Annotated in this window: 16 protein-coding genes and 2 tRNA genes; 7 read left to right on the forward strand and 11 right to left on the reverse strand. The window is 72.8% G+C overall.

Translation table 11 applies throughout. The features are described from left to right. Positions 1-11: 11 nt before the first annotated feature. Positions 12-830 carry an SOS response-associated peptidase gene (locus E4N63_RS10600; RefSeq protein WP_125623254.1) on the reverse strand — a complete coding sequence of 273 codons (819 nt, stop codon included), beginning with the start codon at positions 828-830 and terminating at the stop codon, positions 12-14. A gap of 61 nt (positions 831-891) precedes the next feature. Between E4N63_RS10600 and E4N63_RS10605 the strand changes: the two genes are divergently transcribed. From E4N63_RS10605 to rsgA, 3 genes are all read left to right on the forward strand, one after another. Then, entirely contained in the window at positions 892-1,650 is a 759-nt protein-coding gene (locus E4N63_RS10605; protein ID WP_230242433.1) for a M50 family metallopeptidase, read from the forward strand. Between the two features lie 215 nt (positions 1,651-1,865). After that, the gene (gene aroA, locus E4N63_RS10610; RefSeq protein WP_230240513.1) at positions 1,866-3,224 is read left to right on the forward strand and encodes a 3-phosphoshikimate 1-carboxyvinyltransferase; all 1,359 of its coding nucleotides are present in this window, start codon (positions 1,866-1,868) and stop codon (positions 3,222-3,224) included. Between the two features lie 13 nt (positions 3,225-3,237). Continuing rightward, positions 3,238-4,266 (forward strand): ribosome small subunit-dependent GTPase A, encoded by a 1,029-nt coding sequence (gene rsgA / locus E4N63_RS10615; protein WP_230240514.1) that lies wholly within the window; start codon positions 3,238-3,240, stop codon positions 4,264-4,266. 173 nt (positions 4,267-4,439) lie between these two features. Here rsgA and E4N63_RS10620 read toward each other — a convergent pair whose 3' ends face one another. After that, positions 4,440-5,057 carry a TetR/AcrR family transcriptional regulator gene (locus tag E4N63_RS10620; RefSeq protein WP_230240515.1) on the reverse strand — a complete coding sequence of 206 codons (618 nt, stop codon included), beginning with the start codon at positions 5,055-5,057 and terminating at the stop codon, positions 4,440-4,442. Positions 5,058-5,222: 165 nt separating this feature from the next. Between E4N63_RS10620 and hisN the strand changes: the two genes are divergently transcribed. Further along, positions 5,223-6,020: a histidinol-phosphatase gene (gene hisN / locus E4N63_RS10625; protein WP_019706343.1), complete on the forward strand. Its 798-nt coding sequence runs from the start codon at positions 5,223-5,225 to the stop codon at positions 6,018-6,020. A 204-nt stretch (positions 6,021-6,224) separates the two neighbouring features. Then, on the forward strand, positions 6,225-6,626 hold the full coding sequence (locus E4N63_RS10630) for a cyclic nucleotide-binding/CBS domain-containing protein (RefSeq protein WP_043459413.1): 402 nt from the start codon (positions 6,225-6,227) through the stop codon (positions 6,624-6,626). Between the two features lie 146 nt (positions 6,627-6,772). Here E4N63_RS10630 and E4N63_RS10635 read toward each other — a convergent pair whose 3' ends face one another. Next, positions 6,773-8,239, reverse strand: a complete 1,467-nt coding sequence (locus tag E4N63_RS10635) for a catalase (protein ID WP_125623257.1) — start codon at positions 8,237-8,239, stop codon at positions 6,773-6,775. 180 nt (positions 8,240-8,419) lie between these two features. Here E4N63_RS10635 and E4N63_RS10640 point away from each other — a divergent pair, with 180 nt between their 5' ends. After that, on the forward strand, positions 8,420-8,839 hold the full coding sequence (locus E4N63_RS10640) for a Fur family transcriptional regulator (protein WP_039822397.1): 420 nt from the start codon (positions 8,420-8,422) through the stop codon (positions 8,837-8,839). 178 nt (positions 8,840-9,017) lie between these two features. On the opposite strand, the gene E4N63_RS10645 is transcribed toward E4N63_RS10640, so the two are convergent. From E4N63_RS10645 to E4N63_RS10660, 4 genes are all read right to left on the reverse strand, one after another. Beyond that, positions 9,018-9,091: transfer RNA gene (locus E4N63_RS10645), tRNA-Met, on the reverse strand. Between the two features lie 122 nt (positions 9,092-9,213). Then, on the reverse strand, positions 9,214-11,181 hold the full coding sequence (locus E4N63_RS10650; RefSeq protein WP_125623258.1) for a tetratricopeptide repeat protein: 1,968 nt from the start codon (positions 11,179-11,181) through the stop codon (positions 9,214-9,216). 166 nt (positions 11,182-11,347) lie between these two features. After that, a tRNA-Met gene (locus tag E4N63_RS10655) sits at positions 11,348-11,421 on the reverse strand. A gap of 42 nt (positions 11,422-11,463) precedes the next feature. Continuing rightward, positions 11,464-14,340, reverse strand: a complete 2,877-nt coding sequence (locus E4N63_RS10660) for a UPF0182 family protein (protein WP_228429987.1) — start codon at positions 14,338-14,340, stop codon at positions 11,464-11,466. Positions 14,341-14,522: 182 nt separating this feature from the next. Between E4N63_RS10660 and E4N63_RS10665 the strand changes: the two genes are divergently transcribed. Further along, positions 14,523-15,113, forward strand: a complete 591-nt coding sequence (locus tag E4N63_RS10665; RefSeq protein ID WP_125623259.1) for a PPA1309 family protein — start codon at positions 14,523-14,525, stop codon at positions 15,111-15,113. Positions 15,114-15,308: 195 nt separating this feature from the next. Here the strand turns inward: E4N63_RS10665 and E4N63_RS10670 are convergent, their stop codons facing one another. The 4 genes from E4N63_RS10670 to E4N63_RS10685 all read right to left on the reverse strand — a co-directional run bounded on the left by E4N63_RS10670 (position 15,309) and on the right by E4N63_RS10685 (position 18,625). Continuing rightward, positions 15,309-16,397, reverse strand: coding sequence for a PDZ domain-containing protein (locus E4N63_RS10670; protein WP_125623260.1), 1,089 nt, complete (start codon positions 16,395-16,397; stop codon positions 15,309-15,311). A gap of 141 nt (positions 16,398-16,538) precedes the next feature. Further along, positions 16,539-16,748: a hypothetical protein gene (locus E4N63_RS10675; RefSeq protein ID WP_185831158.1), complete on the reverse strand. Its 210-nt coding sequence runs from the start codon at positions 16,746-16,748 to the stop codon at positions 16,539-16,541. Positions 16,749-16,989: 241 nt separating this feature from the next. After that, positions 16,990-17,457 (reverse strand): molybdenum cofactor biosynthesis protein MoaE, encoded by a 468-nt coding sequence (locus E4N63_RS10680; RefSeq protein WP_125623262.1) that lies wholly within the window; start codon positions 17,455-17,457, stop codon positions 16,990-16,992. A 58-nt stretch (positions 17,458-17,515) separates the two neighbouring features. Further along, complete coding sequence (locus tag E4N63_RS10685) at positions 17,516-18,625, reverse strand: SDR family oxidoreductase (RefSeq protein ID WP_125623263.1); 1,110 nt, start codon at positions 18,623-18,625, stop codon at positions 17,516-17,518. Positions 18,626-18,820: the final 195 nt, after the last annotated feature.

Consider the following 18,820-nt stretch of genomic DNA (forward strand, 5'->3'; position numbering starts at 1 on the left):
CCGCTCCCGCGTCAGAAGAGGGTCTCCTCCTCGGGCGCGTCGAGCTCCTTCAGCAGCTCCGGGCCGTTGTTGCGGACGTTGCTGACCTCGGTCGGCACCGGGAAGGCCCGGACGGTGCCGGGCGGGGGCGGGGCGAGCAGTTCGCGCAGCCGGTCCGGGTCGGTGGTGCGCGGGTCCAGCCAGGCGTCCCAGCGGTCGGCGGGCAGCGCGAGCGGCATCCGGGGGTGGATGTCCGCCAGCGCCCGGGGTCCGCTCCCGCCGCGGGTCCCCGGGAGCGGGGTGGTCTCGGCCTCCGTGGTGAGCACCGTGCACGTCACCCACCATGCCCGGGGGTGGTCGTCGGGCAGCGTGCGGTCCCGCCAGAACTCGTACAGTCCGGCCATCGCCATCACGGAGCCGTCCACGGGGGTCACGAAGTACGGCTGCTTGCGCGGCCGCTTCTTGCGGCCCTTCTCCTCCAGCTCCCGCTCGGCGGCCCCGGTCGTCCACTCGTAGTAGCCGTCGGCCGGGACCAGGCAGCGCCGGGAGGTGAAGGCACGGCGGTAGGCGGGCTTCTCGTGGACCGTCTCCGCCCGCGCGTTGATCATCCTCGCGGCGCCCTCCGGGCTCTTCGCCCAGGACGGAACGAGCCCCCAGCGCAGCGTCCGCAGCTGCCGGACGGGGCCGGGGGCCTCCGTCTCCTTGTCCGGGCGCTCCAGGACCGCGTAGACGGTCTTGGTCGGGGCGATGTTGTAGTCGGGCGCGAGGGTCTCCGACGGGTCCCACTTCGCCACCCCGAAGGTGTCCACGAGTTCCGCCGGGTTCCGGCTTGCTGCGTATCGGCCGCACATGAGTGCCAGACTGCCACGACGCACCGACATCACCGCAAGCACACCGAGGGACCTCTGCCCGATGGACATATCCAGCCCCGGCGATCTGTGGGATCGCGTCACCGGCTCCCAGCCCGACCCGGCCTCCTGGCTGGTGCTCGCGACGGCGGCCGTCGCGCTGGCGGCCGTGCTGTGGCGGCCGGTCTGGCAGGTCGCGCGGAACGCCGTGACCATCGCCCACGAGGGCGGCCACGGGCTGGTCGCGCTGCTCACGGGCCGCCGGCTCGACGGCATCCGGCTCCACTCGGACACCTCCGGGCTGACGGTCTCCCGGGGGAAGCCCACCGGCGCCGGCATGATCCTCACCGCCGCCGCGGGCTACACCGCGCCCTCCCTGCTGGGGCTCGGCGGCGCCTGGCTGCTGGCGGCGGGGCACATCACCGCGCTGCTCTGGGGCGCGACGGGGCTGCTCGCCGTGATGCTGGTGATGATCCGCAACGCCTACGGCGTGCTGACCGTCCTGGTCACCGGTGCCCTCTTCTTCTGCGTCTCCTGGCTGACCGGTCCGGACGTCCAGGCGGTCTTCGCCTACGGCGTCGTGTGGTTCCTGCTGCTCGGCGGGGTACGGCCGGTCTTCGAACTCCAGGCCAAGCGGCGCCGCTACGGCAGGCGGGGGCTGCCGTTCGGCTCCGGCGGTACGGCGGCGGGCGGGGCACCCGACTCCGACGCGGACCAGCTCGCGCGGCTGACGCACGCGCCGGCGGCGGTGTGGCTGTTCCTCTTCCACACCGTCACCCTCTGCTCGCTGACCGGCGGCGGGCGCTGGCTGCTGGGACTGTGACCGCGGGGCCGACCGGCCACCGGCCCGGACCCCACGGGGACGCGGCGCGGGAGCCGGACGGGGCCCGGGCCGGAGACCACGGCGAACCGGCGGGGGACTCGCGCCGGACGGCCGGGGAACGGCTGGACGAACCATGATCCCCTGACACCTTTCGAGCGCGTTGCGGCAGTTTTGTTGAAGTTTCCGGCATGCCGCGAGCCATTAAGGTGAGGCTTATGACCGGTACCCCCGAGCACACCGCCCTCTGGCCCGCCCCGATCGCGTCCGGCCCCGTCGACGCGACCGTCACGGTGCCGGGCTCGAAGTCGGTCACGAACCGCGGCCTGGTGCTGGCCGCCCTCGCCTCCGAGCCGGGCTGGCTGCGCCGCCCGCTGCGCTCCCGCGACACCCTCCTCATGGCCGAGGCCCTGCGGGCCATGGGCACCGGCATCGAGGAGACCGTCTCCTCCAACTCCGGTGACGACACCGGCGGCGAGGCCTGGCGGATCATCCCCGCCGGCCTGCACGGCCCGGCCGCGGTGGACGTCGGCAACGCCGGCACGGTGATGCGCTTCCTGCCGCCGGTGGCCGCCCTGGCCGACGGCCCGATCCGCTTCGACGGCGACCCCCGGTCCCACGAGCGCCCGCTGCACGGCGTCATCGACGGCCTGCGCGCCCTCGGCGCCCGCATCGACGACGAGGGCCGCGGCTCCCTGCCGATGACGGTGCACGGCGGCGGCGCGCTGGACGGCGGCAGGGTCGAGATCGACGCCTCCTCCTCCTCGCAGTTCGTCAGCGCGCTGCTGCTGTCGGCTCCGCGCTTCAACCAGGGGATCGAACTGCGGCACGTGGGCCGCGCCCTGCCCTCCATGCCGCACATCCGGATGACCGTGGACATGCTGCGCGCCGCCGGCGCCGCCGTGGACACCCCGGAGGCGGGCGGCGAACCCGGCGTCTGGCGGGTCGCGCACAGCGCGCTGCTCGGCCGCGACCTCGTCGTCGAACCGGATCTGTCGAACGCCCAGCCGTTCCTGGCCGCGGCGCTCGTCACCGGCGGCCGGGTCACCATCCCCGATTGGCCGGAGCACACCACTCAGCCGGGTGACGCGCTGCGCCGGATCTTCACCGAGATGGGTGGCGCCTGCGAACTCACCTCCGAGGGCCTGACGTTCACCGGCACCGGCCGCATCCACGGCATCGACGTGGACCTCGGTGACGTGGGCGAGCTGACCCCCGGCATCGCCGCCGTCGCCGCACTGGCCGACTCCGAGTCGGTTCTGCGCGGCGTGGCCCATCTGCGGCTGCACGAGACCGACCGGCTCGCGGCGCTCACCAAGGAGATCAACGAGCTGGGCGGCGACGTCAGCGAGACCGAGGACGGCCTGCGCATCCGGCCCCGCCCGCTGCACGGCGGGATCTTCCACACCTACGACGACCACCGGCTGGCGACCGCCGCTGCCGTCATCGGCCTGCGGGTCGAAGGCGTCGAGGTCGAGAACGTGGCCACGACCGCCAAGACACTGCCGGACTTCCCGCGGCTGTGGACGGAGATGCTGAGCCCGGCCCGGGCCGCGGCCCCCGCCAGGAAGGGCTGAGGGACGTCCCGCGATGCGTCGCTACGGCAAGCACCCCGACGAGGACGACGTCCGGATCCGGCCCGGCAAGGGCAGCCGGCCCCGCACCAGCATCCGCCCCAAGCACGAGGACGCCGCCGAGGGCATGGTGCTGACCGTCGACCGCGGCCGGATCACCTGCCTCGTCGACGACCGCAGCGTCACCGCGATGAAGGCCCGCGAACTGGGCCGCAAGAGCGTCGTGGTCGGCGACCGGGTCGGCATCGTCGGAGACCTGTCCGGCGCCAAGGACACCCTGGCGCGGATCGTCCGGGTGGAGAAGCGCTCCTCGGTGCTGCGCCGCACGGCCGACGACGACGATCCCTACGAGCGGGTGATCGTCGCCAACGCCGACCAGCTCGCCATCGTCACCGCCCTCGCCGACCCGGAGCCGCGGCCGCGGCTGATCGACCGCTGCCTCGTCGCCGCGTTCGACGCCGGCCTGGACCCGCTGCTCGTTCTCACCAAGGCGGATCTGGCGCCCGCGGCGCCGCTGCTGGAGACCTACGAGCCGCTGGGTGTGCCCTATGTGGTGACCAGCCGCGCGGAGCTGGCCGGGGGTGCCGCCGCCGACCGGGTGCGGGAGCGGCTGGCCGGGCGCATCACCGTCTTCGTGGGGCACTCCGGGGTCGGCAAGACGACGCTGGTCAACGCCCTGGTGCCGGACCGGGCACGGGCCACCGGAGTGGTCAACGCGGTCACCGGCCGCGGCCGGCACACCACCACCTCGGCGCTCGCCCTGCCGCTGCCGGACACCCCCGGGGCGCCCGACGGCCGGCGCGGCGGCTGGGTGATCGACACCCCGGGCGTGCGCTCCTTCGGGCTCCACCACGTGAACCCCTCCCAGTTCGTCCTGGCCTTCCCCGACCTCGTCCCGGGCACGGAGCGCTGCCCCCGGGCGTGCAGCCACGACGAACCGGACTGTGCGCTGGACCAGTGGGTCGCCGACGGCCACGCCGATCCGCAGCGGCTCTACTCGCTGCGGCGGCTGCTCGCGGCACGGGAGCGGCGCGAGGAGGACTGAGCGGCGCCTCCGCCCGGGTTCCGCCGTGAGCGGCCCGTACGGGGAACTCCCCCGGGCCGCCCGGGGAACTCCCCCGGGCCGCCCGGGGAACTGCCCTGGCGCCCGGGCGGGATCACGCGGGCCGCGGGGCGGGTCCGGCCGCCCCGGAGACGTCCGCCCCGGAGACGTCCGCCTCAGAGACCGCCGCCCGCGCGCAGGGCCCGCCGGACCAGCCGGCCGGTCTCCTGCTCGCCGACCGGGGCCACCACACAGGACAGCGCCAGCCGCACGGCGATCTCGCAGACCCCGGCCATCCGCTGGACCTCCTCCGGCGGCCGGCACGGCGCCAGCGCCGCCGCCGCCAGATCCCTGATCTGCGCCACCAGTTCGGACGGCGAGGGCAGCGGGCCGTCCGCGCGCCGCTGCGCGGGGACGTACGGCCCGGGGTTCGGCCCGGCGGACGCACGGGGCGGGCGGGGCAGCCGTTCCCCCCAGCAGCCGGTGAGAGCCGCGCGGACCAGCGGATTGTGACGGGCCGTCCGCGCCGTCCAGTCCGCCACCGCCGCCAGCCGCTCACCGGGTTCGCCCGGCGGCGGACCGGCCAGCGCGTGCCGGACGCCCGCGAGATAGCGGTCGACCTCGCGCCGCACCAGCGCCCGGGCCAGGCCGTCCTTGCTGCCGAACTCGTTGTACAGGGTCTGCCGGGACACCCGGGCGGCCACCGCCACGTCGACCATCCGCACACCGGGCCAGGGGCGCCCGGAGAGTGCCGCGAGCGCGGCGTCCAGCAAGGATTCGCGTGCTGTGGGCATCGTCGCCTCCCGGGCGCGTCCCCGTCCTGGTCTCACACGGCTGCTGTGGGGTCAGAATTGACGCGCCGACAGGGACTGTCAAGAGTGCCCCCGTCCGGGCCCCGTCCGCTCCCGTACGGACTCGGCCGTGTGGCCCGCCGCGAGCTGCGTCGATACTGTTCACACATGCCCGACTATCACGACGATCTCCGACTCGCCCATGTCCTGGCGGACGCCGCCGACGCCCAGACCATGGGCCGGTTCAAGGCCCTCGACCTCAAGGTCGACACCAAGCCGGACATGACACCCGTGAGCGAGGCGGACAAGGCCGCCGAGGAGCTGATCCGCACCTCGCTGCGCCGCGCCCGGCCCCGGGACGCGGTACTCGGCGAGGAGTACGGCAGCGAGGGGTCCGGGCCCCGGCGCTGGGTGATCGACCCGATCGACGGCACCAAGAACTACGTCCGCGGGGTGCCGGTCTGGGCCACGCTGATCGCGCTCATGGCGCCCGGCGAGTCCGGCCACCAGCCGGTCGTGGGGCTGGTCTCGGCGCCCGCGCTCGGCCGCCGCTGGTGGGCGGTGCAGGGCTCGGGCGCGTACACCGGGCGGAGCCTGTCGTCCGCGACCAGGATGCGCGTCTCGCAGGTCTCGAAGATCTCGGACGCGTCCTTCGCCTACTCCTCGCTGACCGGCTGGGAGGAGCAGGGCCGGCTGAACGGCTTCCTGGATCTGACCCGCGACTGCTGGCGGACGCGCGGCTACGGCGACTTCTGGCCGTACATGATGGTCGCCGAGGGCTCGGTGGACATGTGCGCCGAACCGGAGCTGTCGCTCTGGGACATGGCGGCCAACGCGGTCATCGTGCGCGAGGCCGGCGGGGAGTTCACCGGTCTGGACGGGGTGCGCGGGCCCGGCGGCGGCAACGCCGCGGCGTCCAACGGGCTCCTCCACAGCGAACTGCTGGGCTATCTGAATCCGCGTTAGCACAGGCCGGCCCGCCGTGTCAGCCGCCCGCCGCGCCCGCCACCGGTGCGCCGGGCGGCTCCCGAGCGCCGCCGTACGCCCTCTTGCCCGGCCCGCCGACCGCATGTGAACATGAGAATTCCCCCGCTTGTGCATTTGTGCGTCTCCCGCCGGGCCGTTCCGCGAGGGCCGGCCGGGGAGCCGCGAAGGAGGTGGCTCCGCTCCATGCTCGTCCGTGACGCCATGAGCACCGTGGTCCTCACCATCGGCCCCGCCCACACGCTGCGTCAGGCAGCCCGTCTGATGTCGGACCGCCGCGTCGGCGCCGCCATCGTCCACGACCCCGACACCAGTGGCATCGGCATCCTCACCGAACGCGACATCATCGACTCCCTGGGCGCCGGCCAGGACCCGGACCACGAGACCGCACAGGCCCATACGACGACCGACGTCGTCTTCGCCGCCCCCGGCTGGACGCTGGAGGAGGCCGCGGCGGCGATGACGCACGGCGGCTTCCGCCATCTGATCGTGCTCGACGACCAGGAAACGGTGGGGGTGGTCTCGGTCCGGGACATCATCCGCTGCTGGTCGCCGGCGCGCCGGGAGCCGGCCGCTCTGGCGGGTTGAGCACCACCGTGCCGGGGCGGGGCCGCCCGGACCGCCGGCGAAGACGGCCGGGGTCCGGGCGGCGGAGGAACCCGCGCCCGGAACGGCGGAGAGAGCCGGCCCCCCGGAGGGGACCGGCTCTCTCCGTCCTTGCGGCAGGCGCCGGGTCAGCCGCGCAGGGCCTGGACCGCGGCCTCCAGACGCTTGCCGAAGTCCTCATCCGCCTGGCGGAAGTTGTTGATCGCCCGCTCCAGGATGTCGTCCCGGGTGACGCCGCTCATGGCGCCCGCGAGGTTGCCGACCAGGCGCTCCTTCTCGTCCTCGCTCATGAGCCGGTAGAGGTTGCCCGCCTGCACGAAGTCGTTGTCCTCCGCGTGCCGGGGGGTGTCCGCCTCGCCCGTCTCACCGCTGACGGGAATCGGCTGCCACAGCGGACGGTCGGTCTGCGCCGGACCGCCGAAGCTGTTCGGCTCGTAGTTCTTGGCGCCGTTGTGCCGGCCGTCGTAGAGGAAGCCGTCCCGGCCGTGGGTGCGGGCCTCGGTGGCGTGCGGGCGGTTCACCGGCAGCTGGTCGGCGTTGATGCCGACGCGGTAGCGGTGGGCGTCGCCGTAGCCGAAGAGCCGGCCCTGCAGCATCTTGTCCGGGGACGGGCCGATGCCGGGCACGAAGTGCGCCGGGGAGAAGATCGACTGCTCGACCTCGGCGAAGATGTTCTGCGGGTTGCGGTTGAGCTCCAGCTTGCCGATCTCGATGACCGGGTAGTCCGCGTGCGGCCACACCTTGGTCAGGTCGAACGGGTTGAAGCGGTAAGTCGCCGCCTCGGACGCGGGCATGATCTGGACGCCGACGGTCCAGCTCGGGTAGTCGCCGCGCTCGATGGACTCGCGCAGGTCGCGCTGGTGGCTGTCCGGGTCCTCACCCGCGAGCTTGTTGGCCTCTTCCTGGGTCAGGCACTTGATGCCCTGGTCGGTCTTGAAGTGGTACTTGACCCAGAAGACCTCGCCGGCCTCGTTGTTCCACTGGAAGGTGTGCGAGCCGAAGCCGTCCATGTGGCGGTACGAGGCGGGGATGCCGCGGTCGCCGAAGAGCCAGGTGACCTGGTGCGTCGACTCCGGGGAGAGCCCCCAGAAGTCGAAGACGTTGTCCGCCTCCTGCGAACCGGTGTACGGGTCGCGCTTCTGGGTGTGGATGAAGTCGGGGAACTTGATGGCGTCCCGGATGAAGAAGACCGGGGTGTTGTTGCCCACCAGGTCGTAGTTGCCGTCCTCGGTGTAGAACTTCAGCGCGAAGCCCCGGGGGTCCCGCACCGCGTCGGCGGCGCCGAGGTTGCCGGCGACCGTGGAGAAGCGGAGGAAGACCTCGGTCTCCTTGCCCACCTGGGAGAGGAACTTCGCCCTGGTGTACTTCGTCACGTCCGCGGTCACCGTGAAGGTGCCGTAGGCGCCCGCGCCCCGGGCGTGCACGACCCGCTCCGGGATCCGCTCGCGGTTGAAGTGCGCGAGCTTCTCCAGCAGCAGCTGGTCCTGCACCAGTACGGGACCGCCGACGCCGGCCGTCTCACTGTTCTGGTTGTCCGCGACCGGAGCCCCGGATTCTGTCGTCAGCGGCCCTGTCGCCTCGCCCTGCACCGTCACTTACGCCTCCCGCGTTGTCTGCAGTATCTGCAGTTCTGTTGCTCCACAGCTTGGTTTACAGCGAAACCGATCCTACATTGGACACTGTCCAAGTCAAGAAGAACCCGAAGACCGTACGCGTTCGGAGCCCGGGGTACACGCTTGTTAAGCTGGACCCCCAGATTTCGTTAGGTGATGGACATGAGTGACCTACTGGACCGCCTCCGTGGCCGCGGCTGGCGGATGACCGCCCAGCGGCGGGTCATCGCCGAGGTTCTCGACGGCGACCATGTCCACCTGACCGCCGACGAGGTGCACGCGCGGGCCGCCGCGCGACTGCCCGAGATCTCGCGCGCGACGGTGTACAACACCCTCGGTGAGCTGGTCTCCCTCGGTGAAGTGATCGAGGTCTCCACCGACCGCCGGGCCATGCGGTACGACCCCAACGCCCACCGCCCGCACCAGCATCTGGTGTGCGGCCAGTGCGGCACGGTGCGGGACGTCCACCCCACCGGCACCCCGCTCGCCGACCTGCCCGAGAGCGAGCGCTTCGGCTTCACGATCTCGGCGGTCGACGTGACGTACCACGGCCTCTGCCCGTCCTGCGCCTCCTCCGCCTGAGCGGGACGGGGCCGCCGGCACACGGGAGCCGGGGCCCCTCCGCCGCGACCGGTCCGCGGGGGTGACCGGAGCGCCGGCGCCCGGCAGCCGCCGAGGCGCTGCGGGCCGCCGGGCGGCGCGACCCGGCTCCGGACATGACGAAGGCCCGGATTTTGGAGATCCGGGCCTTCGTACTGAGTAGCGGGGACAGGATTTGAACCTGCGACCTCTGGGTTATGAGCCCAGCGAGCTACCGAGCTGCTCCACCCCGCGTCGTTGTCTCCACTCTAGCCCGTCGGCGACAACCAGCGCAAATCCGGGACACGGGCCCCGGAACAGCGGGAAAAGGCCAGGCGGCCCGGCCTGCTCCGCGGGGTGAGGACGGCTCCGGGACGCTACGCCGACAGCTCCTGCCGGAGGGCGTCCCGGAGTCTCGCCGCGCGCTCCGCCACCTCCGGCGGGCCCAGTTTCACCGCTTCCGAGCACCACTGCTGGGCGTCGACCAGATCGCCGCGCCGGGCCGCCAGCAGGGCCAGCCGCAGCGCCGCCCGCCCGTGGCCCGCCTCCGCCGCCCGGGTCCACCAGAGCGCGGCCTCCGGCTCGCTGCCCTCGCGGGCGTAGAGCAGGCCGAGGTTGAAGGCGCCGTTGCGGCTGCCCGCGTCGGCGGCCCGGCGGTACCAGCGGGCGGCCCGCACCACGTCGCCGCGCGCCGCGGCGAGCGTCCCGCACCGCACCTGCGCCCTGCGGTGGCCCTGCTCGGCCGCGCGCTCGTACCACTCCTCGCTCTCCGCGACGGGACCGTCCTGCGGACCGGCCGTGCCTGCCTCCGGTTCCTGCTCGCCGGAGCGGCCGCGCGCCTTGCGGTCCAGCAGCGCGCCGAGGCGGAAGGCCGCCTCCGCGCTGCCGCCGCCCGCGGCGCAGCGCAGATGGCGCTCGGCCTCCCGCTCGTCGCCGTCCCGCAGCAGGGCGATGGCGACCTGGAGCGCCGCCTCGGTGTGCCCGGCCGCCGCGGCGCGCTCGTACCAGCGTCGTGCCTCGGCCTCCTCGCCCCGCCCGGTGTGCAGGATGCCGAGGTTGAAGGCGGCGTCGACGCTGCCCGCCTCGGCGGCCTTGGAGAACCACGGGCCCGCGCCCGCGGCGTCGCCCTGCTGAAGCAGCAGGACGGCCAGGGCGTTGGCCGCCTCGCGGTGCCCCGCGTAGGCCGCGCGGCGGTACCACTGCTCGGCCTGGTCGGTGCGGCCCTGCTCGGCGCAGAGCAGCCCGAGGTTGAAGGCGCCGTTGATGTCGCCCGCGTCCAGGGCGGCGCGGTACCAGCGCTCCGCGGTCTGCGGCTCGCCGCGGTCGGCGTGCAGCGCGCCCAGGGCGTTGGCGGCGTTGCCGTCCCCGTCCTGGGCGGCACGGCGCCACCAGACCGCGGCGCTGTCCGGGTCGCCCGCGTCGCGCAGCAGGAAGCCCAGCGCGCAGGCGGCGCGGGCCTCGCCGTCCTTGGCCGCGCTGAGATACCAGCGGCCGGCCTCCTTGGTCTCGCCGCGCTCCTCCAGGAGCGTGCCGAGGTACAGGGCGGCACGCCGGTGGCCGCGCGCGGCTGCCTGGCGGTACCACTGCTCCGCCTCGGCGGAGGCACCCCGCTCCGCGCCGTCGCCCGGCAGGGGGCGCGGCGGGGCCGGGCCGGGGCCGAGCTCGCGGGCGCCGGCGGTGCGGTCGCGCCGGGCCGGGTCGCTCAGGTCGAGAATCCGGGCGAGCCGGTACGCGGCCTCCCGGTGCCCCTGCTCGGCGGCGACGCGGAACCAGCGCTCCGCGCCCACGTCGCTGCGGTGCTCCAGCAGGTCCCCGAGGGCGTACGCACCCAGGGCGTGCCCGGATTCGGCGGACTGGCGCAGCCAGTACTCGGCGCCGGTCTCGTCGCCGCGCTCGCGGCAGTAGCGGCCGAGGGAGTGCGCGGCGGCGGCGGATCCGGCGACGGCGGCGATCCGCCACCAGCCGGCGGCCTCGTCGACGTAGCCGCGCTGGTGCAGCAGGACGCCCAGGTTGTTGGCGGCGGCGCGGTCTCCGGTGGCGGTGGCGGCGCGAAGGTGCGGTTCCGCCCCGTCCAGGTCGCCGCGGCGGAGCAGCAGCGCCCCGAGGACACCCGCGGACTCGGGGTCACCGGCTTCGGCGGCGCGGCGGTGCCGGGCCTCCTTCTCCGCCTCGGCGGCGGACTCCGGAGCGGTGGTGGTGGTGCCGGTCGTCTCCGGAGCGGGGGTGGTGGCGGCGTCCGGGCAGGCCGCAGCGCCGGCCGGCGCGACCGCATACCTTCCGGTATCCGGTGGAGCCACAAATCGACCTGATTCCAACAGATTTGCCTTGTCCCCCATAAGGGCCATCGTCGCACCACCTGAAACCTGCGTACACCTGGTATACCGCAGCCAGTGAAGTCACTTCGGCGTTTTGTCGACTTCCCGACATGACGAGGGCTCAAACGCCGGGGCGCACAGTCCCCCCGGACAAGTGAAGGACCCGGAGTCGTTGACTCCGGGTCCTTCATATGAGTAGCGGGGACAGGATTTGAACCTGCGACCTCTGGGTTATGAGCCCAGCGAGCTACCGAGCTGCTCCACCCCGCGCCGTTGTGTGACAACCGTACCACGGCGCGGGGTGTGCCCTGCTCAGCCGCCCTGTTCGGGCTCCCTGGCCGCCTTCTCGGCTTCCGCGGCCCGCTTCAGAGCGTCCCTGAGATCGTCCTGGGCCTTGCCGTAGGCGGTCCAGTCCTGCTCCGCGAGCGCCTTCTCGCCCGCCTCGATGGCCTCCTGGGCGTCCTCCAGGGCCTGGCGCACGGTCGGGTCGTCACTGGGCCGGTCGCGCTCGCCCTCGTCGCCCGTGTCGCCCTCCTCGCCCTCACCCGGCGGGGGTTCGGTCTCGCCGGCGCCGGGCTCCTTCTCGCCGAAGACGACGTCCAGCGCCTCGCCGAGCGTGTCCTCGAAGGCGGTCTCGTCGCCGTACGAGACCAGAACCTTCCGCAGCAGGGGGTAGTTGGTGCCGGCACCGCGGACGTAGACCGGCTCCACATAGAGCAGGCCACCGTCCAGGGGGACGGTCAGCAGGTTGCCGTACTCGATCTCCGAGTCACCCCGCTGGAGGATGTTGATCTCGTTGGCGATGGCCGTCTCGGAGTTGAACTTGCTCTGCACCTGCTGCGGTCCGGACACAGTGGTGTTGGACGGCAGTTTCAGGATTCTGATCTTCCCGTACCCGTCACTGGTGGCGTCGGCGTCCACGGCCATGAAGGCTCCGAGGTTGTCGCGCCGGTTCGGGGTGAAGGTCGTCGTCAGCGAGAAGGTCTGCTCCTTCTGGTCCGGCATCCGCATGCTGAGGTAGTACGGCGGCACGGAGTTGCCCGACTTGTTCGTCGGGTCGTCCGGGACCTGCCAGACCTCACTGCCGCTGTAGAACTGCGCGGAGTTGGTGACGTGGTAGCGGGTCAGCAGCTCGCGCTGGACCTTGAACAGGTCCTGCGGGTAGCGCAGATGCTCCATCAGCTCGGTGCCGATGGCGCTCTTCTTCTCGACCGTGTCCGGGAAGGCCTTCATCCACGTCTTGAGCACCGGGTCCTCGGTGTCCCACTGGTAGAGCTCGACCGAGCCGTCGTAGGCGTCGACGGTGGCCTTCACCGAGTTGCGGATGTAGTTGACCCGGTTCTCCTGGGCGACCACCTCGCGCTGGCCGGTGGTCAGCGAGTCGGCCGTGGTGTCGCCCAGCGTGGTGCGGGAGGCGTACGGATAGCCGTTCGACGTGGTGTAGGCGTCGACGATCCACTTGATGCGGCCGTCCACGACGGCCGGGTAGGCGTCACCGTCGATGGTCAGCCAGGGCGCCACCGCCTCGACGCGGTCCTTGGGCGTGCGGTTGTAGAGGATCCGCGAGCCCTCGCCGATGGCCCCCGAGTACAGGATCTGCGGCTCACTGAACGCGGCCGCGTAGGCGGCGCGGTTCACCGGGCCGGAGAGGTCGACCCCGCTGTCGCCGGTGTAGCTGTACAGCTTCTCGCCGCTGTCGTCGGAGTAGTCCAGCTCCTTCTGCGGACCGCCGACGATGGAGTACTGCTCCGTCTTCTCGCCGTAGTACACCCGCTGCTGGTACTCGCCGAACTCGCCCTTGGAGGGCAGGTTGGACTCGATGAAGTCCGGCGCGCCACCGCGGGTGGTCGAGGTGCCCTTGGCGGCCACCGCGCCGTAGCCGTGGGTGTACTTGAAGTGGTCGTTGATCCAGTTGCGCTCGGGGATGCCGTTGATGTTCAGCTCGCGCAGGCCGATGACGGTGTCCTGCTCCCTGCCGTCGCCGTCCTTGTAGCGGTCGACGTCCAGGGTGTCCGGGAAGCCGTAGTAGCCGCGGACCTGCTGGAGCTGCTGGAAGGTGGGCGAGACGACGTTCGGGTCGAGGAGCCGCAGGCTGGCCGTGTTCTCGGCCTCCGCGCGCAGCTTCGCGCTCTCGGCCTCGTCGACGGAGACCTTGCCCTCGTAGTCGCTCACCTTGGCGTCGTCGATGCCGTACGCGTCGCGCGTGGCGTCGATGTTCTTCTTGATGTACGGGGCTTCCTTGGCCTGCTCGTTCGGCTCGACCTGGAACTTCTGGACGATGGCCGGGTAGAGGCCGCCGATCAGGATGGCCGACAGCACCATCAGGCCGAAGCCGAGGACCGGCAGCTGCCAGGTGCGCCGCCAGAGCGTGGCGAAGAACAGCACCGCGCAGATGGCGGCGATGAAGAACAGGATCGTCTTGGCCGGCAGGTAGGCGTTGGCATCGACGTAGCGCAGACCCGTCCAGTTGCCGGTCGCCTTGAAGTCACTGGACTTCACCGCCAGGCTGTACCGGTCCAGCCAGTAGGCGACCGCCTTCAGCGCGACGAAGAGGCCGACGAGCACCGACAGATGCCCGGTGACCGCACCGGTGGCGCGGGCCCCCGGGCTGGTGAGCCGCAGGCCGCCGTAGAGGTAGTGCGTCAGCGCGGCGGCGATCAGCGACAGCACGACCGTCGCGAAACCGAAGGCCAGCAGGAAGCGGTACCAGGGCAGGTCGAAGGCGTAGAACGAGACGTCCTTGCCGAACTGCGGGTCCTCGGTGCCGAACGGGACCCCGTTGATCCACATCAGCCAGGTGCGCCACTGGCCGGCGGCCGAGGCGCCGGCGATCAGGCCCACCAGGGCCGTCACCCCGAGGAGCGCCCACTTCTTGTAGGGCGCGATGCCCATCCGGTAGCGGTCCAGGCTCTGCTGCTCCAGCGACATCGCGCTCAGCGGCGGCCGCATGCGGTGCGCCAGCCAGATGTTGACGCCCACGGCGGCCGCCATCACCAGTCCGAAGACGGCGAACAGCCCGATCTTGGTCCACAGGGTCGTCCTGAAGACGGAGGAGTAGTCGACCGAGCGGTACCAGAGCCAGTCCGTCCAGAACCCGGCGAACATGACGAACATCATGGCCAGCAGGGCGAGCGCGGCCATGGTCAGCAGCAGGGTCCTGGACCGCCGGGACGGTCCGCCGGCTCTCATCCGTGGCCCGGTCGGGCCTCCGCCGCGGTCCGGCATCTGGAAAGCCAAGGTGCGCCCCTCGAAGAAATCGCAGTCATATGGGTCGTGTGAACGAGCCCAGAGATACTAGGGCCCACTCATGCAACTTACTCAAGCTTTACCCAGTTCCCGATTCCGGCCACGAAGAAGGCAAGATACGGACCATGTCTGCCTCCTCCGTACCGAACGGCCCCGACAACCCCGAGCCCGCCGCGGGCCCGGACCCGATCGCCGCCGGACCGCTCACCCGTGCCGTGCTCGAGATCGACGAGTACGCCGCCGCGCTCGGCTGGGACCAGCCCGCCCGTCTCTTCGCCCTCGTCGACACCGAGCGGCTGCTGTCCGAGGAGCCCGAACTGGCCGCCCAGCTCGGGCTGGAGAGCGGTGACGGCTCCGGCACCCTGACCCCCGTCGAACAGGACGAACTGCCGGCCGGAACGCCGCTGGACGAGTTCCTGGGGACCATCGCCTGGCCCGACGCCGTGAGCGGCTGCGCCATGACCGTGGAGCGGCTCATGCTGCCGCCGACCGCCGAGGAGTCCGTCCCGGAGGGGCTGGACGGCGAACAGCTGACGCGGTGGGTCGCCGACCACCCGGACCGGCAGGAGGTCCGGATGACGGTGGCGGTGCTGCGGGACGGCAGCCGTGAGTCGGCGCTGCGGCTGCGCGAGAAGGACTCCCCCACGGAGGTGCTCACCGGAGCCGGCCTCGTGCCGGGGCTGGCCGAGGCGCTGTCCGCGACCTTCGCCGAGTAGCGCGGGCCGCGCCGGGGCCGCGGTCCCGCCCGGCTCCGGGCAGGCGTCCCGGCCGTGCCCCTCGTCTCCCGGCCCCCTCCTCGCCTCCGGGCGGATTCCGCCTCCGGGCGAATTCCCGCTCCCCGGCGGGTTCCTCGCCCCCGGCGGGCCGGGCGGCGCCCGGGGGCGCGTACGGACCGGCATGCGCCGGCCGGGTCACTTCGCCGAGCAGCCGGGCAGGCCGGCCGTCCCGCCCTCGGCGATCTTCTCCAGCGAGTCCACGGCGTCCCGCAGCGTGCGGACCTTGACGAGGGTCAGCCCGTCCGGCTTGCCGACGAGGGCGGCCGGGCAGTTGTCCTCCGGGGTCAGGAAGAACTCGGCACCCTGCTCCCGGGCGCCGATCGTCTTCATCTGGATGCCGCCGATGGGGCCGACCTTGCCGGCGTCGTCGATCGTCCCGGTGCCGGCGACGAACTTCCCGCCGGTCAGCGACCCGGGCGTCAGCTTGTCGACGATGCCGAGCGAGAACATCAGCCCGGCGCTGGGGCCGCCGACGTCCGCGAGCTTGATGTCGATGTCGAACGGGAAGGTGTGGTCCGTCCCGGCCTGGATGCCGACGAGCGCACGGCCGTCCTCGGGCGCCTTCCCGGCGGTGACGGTGACCGTCTCGGTGGCCTTCGGCTCCGCCTTGCCCGCCTTCTCGGCCGCCTCGGCCTTCTTGGCCGGTACGACGGTGAACTCGACCCGCTCGCCCGGCTCGTGCTCCGTGACGAAGTCCGCCACGTCGGCGGGCTTGCGCACCGCCTTCCCGTCCACGGCCCTGATCACGTCACCGGCGTGCAGCCTGCCCTCGGCAGCGCCGTCCTTGACGACGGAGGCCACGACCACCCGCGAGGTCACGGATATGCCCAGTTCCTTGAGGGCCGCCACCTTGGCGCTCTCCTGCGACTGGCTGAACTCCTCGGCGTTCTCCTCGTCCGCCTGCTCCGCCGTCTGCCCTTCCGGGTAGAGGGTGCTGTGCGGTACGACGGCGTCCCGGGACAGCCAGCCGTAGACCGCCTCGGCGAGGTTCATCCGGTAGTCGGCGCCGGTGACCCTGACCGTCGTCATGTTGAGATGGCCGCTCGCCGGATAGGTCTTCCGGCCGGTCACCCGGAGCACCTCCTCGCCACCGTGCTTCTCCAGGGTGTTCACGGTCGGACCGGGAGACATCTCGGAGTACGGCACCGGGATCAGCACCCCGGCGCACAGCAGCGCGATCAGCATCAGGGTGGAGGCGAGCATCGTCGCAGTGCGGCGTGGCATGGAACGACAGTACGGGACCAGGTCACCGGTCCACTCGCCGGGCGGGCCGTCCGGGGACCGCCCCGGAAGGGCTCACGGACAGCCCGCGAGGGCTCGCGGCGGCCCGGAGGGGCCGGCGCCCGAGAGGGAGGGCGACCGGTCTCAGGCGGCGTCGGAGCCGGAGGCGGGGCCCCGGTCCGGGGCTGCCGGCCGGGGGGCGGAGCCGGGGCGCTCCATCGCCTCCCGGAACCTCGCGTAGCCCGCGAGCTCGGCGACGTCCCCCGTCTTGCGCTTGCGGGCGGCCCAGCGGGCCCACACCCCCGCGGCCACCGCCGCGACCACCGGAATCAGCAACCAGGCGACAGCCGCCATGCCGGCCTCCCGACTCCCTGCACCAGCGCGCGTTCATCAGCGCAGTCAACAACAGATGAGCAGATTAGCCATCCGCACTGTCAACGCTCACGGCAGGGGGGCGGTTACGCAACCGGTGCGGCAGCGCGGTGACTGTTCCGGGTGATACCCGGCGTGACGGACCGTACACCGTCCGGCCGCCCGTCTCCGGGTCGCGTCCCGGCCGCGAGGGCTCGCGCGCCGTCTCCCGCGCGCCGTCCTTCTACGCCCCCACCCACTCCTCGGTACCGTCCGTGAACCGCTGGTGCTTCCAGATGGGGACCTCGTGCTTGAGGTCGTCGATGAGGCGGCGGCAGGCGTCGAACGCCTCGGCGCGGTGCGGACAGGAGACCGCGACCACCACGGCCAGATCCCCCACCACCAGATCGCCCACCCGGTGGACGGCGGCCAGCGCCCGCACCGGGAACTCGGCGGCCACCTTCTCCGCCACCCGCCGCAGCTCGGCCTCGGCCGTGGGGTGCGCGGTGTAGCCCAGGGCGGCCACACCGGCGCCCTCGTCGTGGTCCCGCACCGTGCCGACGAAGAGCGCGGTGCCGCCCGCGGCGTCGTCCGGCACGGCACCGAACACCTCGTCGAGCGAGAGCGGGCTGTCGCGGACCGCCAGCAGGCGGATGGGGTCGGGATGGGCCTGCTCGCCGGGGTGCTCGTACGTACGTGCCATGGCGCCCATCGTGCCGCACCGCACGGGGATCGCGGAACAGGCTCCCGCGCGCCGCGGCGGCCGGCGCTCAGATGCGGCGGCGTGCCTTGCGCGCCCGGCGCACCAGCGCGGCCGTGCCGACCAGCGCGACGGTGGCGCCCGCGGCGCCCAGCGTGGTCGCGTCCTTGCGGCCCAGCCGGCGGCCGGCGACCGTGTGCCGGCCCGCCACCTCGTCCAGCAGTTCGGCCAGGACCTCCTCGTTCGTGTACCGCGGCCGCCACCCGGCGTCGTGCAGCCTGCTGCCGCTGACGACCCAGGGGTGCATCGTGTACGCCAGATCGCCGGCCGGGGACGGGGTGAGGCCCAGCCGGTGCAGCCGGGAGGCGGCGCCGAGCGCGACGGCGGACGGCAGTTCCATCCGCCGGATCCCGGAGAGCTCCTCGATCTCCTCCTGCTCCAGCCAGCCGTCGCAGCCGACCACGAACTCGCCCTCGACCTTCTCCAGCGCCGCGCACTCCAGCGCGCTCACGAGGTCGTCCATGTGGCAGAACTGCCAGGTCGGGCGGGAGCCCGCGACGACCAGCAGCCGCGGTGACTCGAAATAGCGGGTCAGGGCCGTGTCCGTGCCGCCGACCAGCACGGTGGGGCGGGCCACCGTGACGTTGAGACCGGGGTGGGCGCGGGGTGCCCGGCGGCCCAGCCGTTCGATCTCGAGCAGGTCGCCGACGCCCGTGGCGTCCGCGGTGGCGCGCAGTTCGGCGTCCTCCGCGAGCGGTACGTCGTTGTCGGGCAGGGCGCCGTAGACCATCGCCGAGGTGCACAGCACGACGCGGTGCACACCCGCGGCCGCGGCCGCGGTGAGGACGGTCTGGGTGCCGCGCACGTTGTACGCGGTGCGGGCGGCCGCGTCGGACTCCAGATCGAGGTCGAGGGCGAGGTGCACCACCACGTCCACCCCGCGGAGCTTGCCGGCGATGAGCGGATCACGCACGTCGAGCAGGTGCCACTCGGCCTCCGGCACCTCGCCGCGCCGCTCGTCGATGGCGATGACCTGCTTGACTTCTTCGGAGGCCGCGAGCCGCCGGGTCAGCAGCTCCCCGGCTCCGGTCGCGGCGCCGGTGACCGCGACGACGGGCCGCCGCACGGTCGCCGGCGGGGGGTTTCGCGTTGCGCGAACTTGAGGGTCTGGGGAACTCACCGGGCGTCTCCAGCGGTTGTCTGCGTACATGCGTACGTGCGCCTGAGCGTACGGACCAGGTGGCGTCCATCCTGCCGCAGGCGGTGGGGCGGCGGAGCACCCGAGCCTAGAACGCGGCCGACGTGTCTACGCTGGGTGGTGACGCCGGACAGTCGCCGCCGGCCGGAGCCGGCGGCCCTACGAGCCGAGGAAGCC

Source organism: Streptomyces sp. MNU89, from assembly GCF_020982505.1.
GTDB lineage: Bacteria > Actinomycetota > Actinomycetes > Streptomycetales > Streptomycetaceae > Streptomyces > Streptomyces xinghaiensis.

Excerpts from the sequence above, each read along its gene's own strand:
- E4N63_RS10630 (WP_043459413.1), top strand. The coding sequence starts at position 6,225 with ATGCTCGTCCGTGACGCCATGAGCACCGTGGTCCTCACCATCGGCCCC.
- hisN (WP_019706343.1), top strand. The coding sequence starts at position 5,223 with ATGCCCGACTATCACGACGATCTCCGACTCGCCCATGTCCTGGCGGAC.
- E4N63_RS10675 (WP_185831158.1), bottom strand. The coding sequence starts at position 16,748 with ATGGCGGCTGTCGCCTGGTTGCTGATTCCGGTGGTCGCGGCGGTGGCC.
- E4N63_RS10660 (WP_228429987.1), bottom strand. The coding sequence starts at position 14,340 with ATGAGAGCCGGCGGACCGTCCCGGCGGTCCAGGACCCTGCTGCTGACC.
- E4N63_RS10680 (WP_125623262.1), bottom strand. The coding sequence starts at position 17,457 with ATGGGCGCCATGGCACGTACGTACGAGCACCCCGGCGAGCAGGCCCAT.
- E4N63_RS10665 (WP_125623259.1), top strand. The coding sequence starts at position 14,523 with ATGTCTGCCTCCTCCGTACCGAACGGCCCCGACAACCCCGAGCCCGCC.
- E4N63_RS10620 (WP_230240515.1), bottom strand. The coding sequence starts at position 5,057 with ATGCCCACAGCACGCGAATCCTTGCTGGACGCCGCGCTCGCGGCACTC.
- rsgA (WP_230240514.1), top strand. The coding sequence starts at position 3,238 with ATGCGTCGCTACGGCAAGCACCCCGACGAGGACGACGTCCGGATCCGG.
- E4N63_RS10650 (WP_125623258.1), bottom strand. The coding sequence starts at position 11,181 with ATGGCCCTTATGGGGGACAAGGCAAATCTGTTGGAATCAGGTCGATTT.
- E4N63_RS10605 (WP_230242433.1), top strand. The coding sequence starts at position 892 with ATGGACATATCCAGCCCCGGCGATCTGTGGGATCGCGTCACCGGCTCC.
- aroA (WP_230240513.1), top strand. The coding sequence starts at position 1,866 with ATGACCGGTACCCCCGAGCACACCGCCCTCTGGCCCGCCCCGATCGCG.
- E4N63_RS10640 (WP_039822397.1), top strand. The coding sequence starts at position 8,420 with ATGAGTGACCTACTGGACCGCCTCCGTGGCCGCGGCTGGCGGATGACC.
- E4N63_RS10670 (WP_125623260.1), bottom strand. The coding sequence starts at position 16,397 with ATGCCACGCCGCACTGCGACGATGCTCGCCTCCACCCTGATGCTGATC.
- E4N63_RS10600 (WP_125623254.1), bottom strand. The coding sequence starts at position 830 with ATGTGCGGCCGATACGCAGCAAGCCGGAACCCGGCGGAACTCGTGGAC.